Annotated in this window: 1 protein-coding gene; it reads left to right on the forward strand. The window is 35.4% G+C overall.

All coding sequences use genetic code 11. The features are described 5' to 3' along the window. Positions 1–560 precede the first annotated feature (560 nt). Positions 561–687: hypothetical protein (locus tag IDG60_RS18870; protein WP_206161055.1), on the forward strand; the 127-nt coding region annotated here is incomplete at its 3' end.

The following is a 687-nucleotide window of genomic DNA, read 5'->3' on the forward strand; positions in this document are numbered from 1 at the left end:
ACGTAGAAGCATTACAAGATGATGACTTTGTATTTGACAACAAATAACAATTAAATTAAAAGACCTTCACATGTAAAGGGAAATAGCGATTCGTTTCGTCTTGTCTCCTACATGTTGAAGGTCTTTTTTTATGTGTATCTAACTCATTATGAGTCTGAGTAAGAAATCAATGCTCTAAGATGTACAATGTTATTTATATTGGCAGTAGTTGGCGGGGCCCCAACACAGAAGCAGGCGGAAAGTCAGCTAACAATATTGTGCAAGTTGGCGGGGCCCCAACATAGAAGCAGACGGAAAGTCAGCTAACAATAATGTGCAAGTTGGCGGGGCCCCAACATAAAAGCAGGCGGAAAGTCAGCTAACAATATTGTGCAAGTTCGGGCGGGGCCCCAACATAAAGAAAAACTTTTTCCTTTAGAAATTATCACTTCCACATGAGTTTTACTCATGTATTCCTATTTTTAAGTACACATTAGCTGAGGCTAATGTTAAGAACCACTACATAATCAATCATTAGTAGTTTTTATCATTTCCACTATTCCCAGACATCAAAATCTTAAGTGTTCTATTTTACTTTAAGCAAACAAAATACACATTCCGAAAAATTAAATTTCAGTTTAATTGCAAATATCAATAAAATTGACACTAAATTATTTGAAAGGCTATTGAAATTATGGTCAAAAAACG

The sequence above is a fragment of the Staphylococcus sp. EG-SA-2 genome (assembly GCF_017152085.1).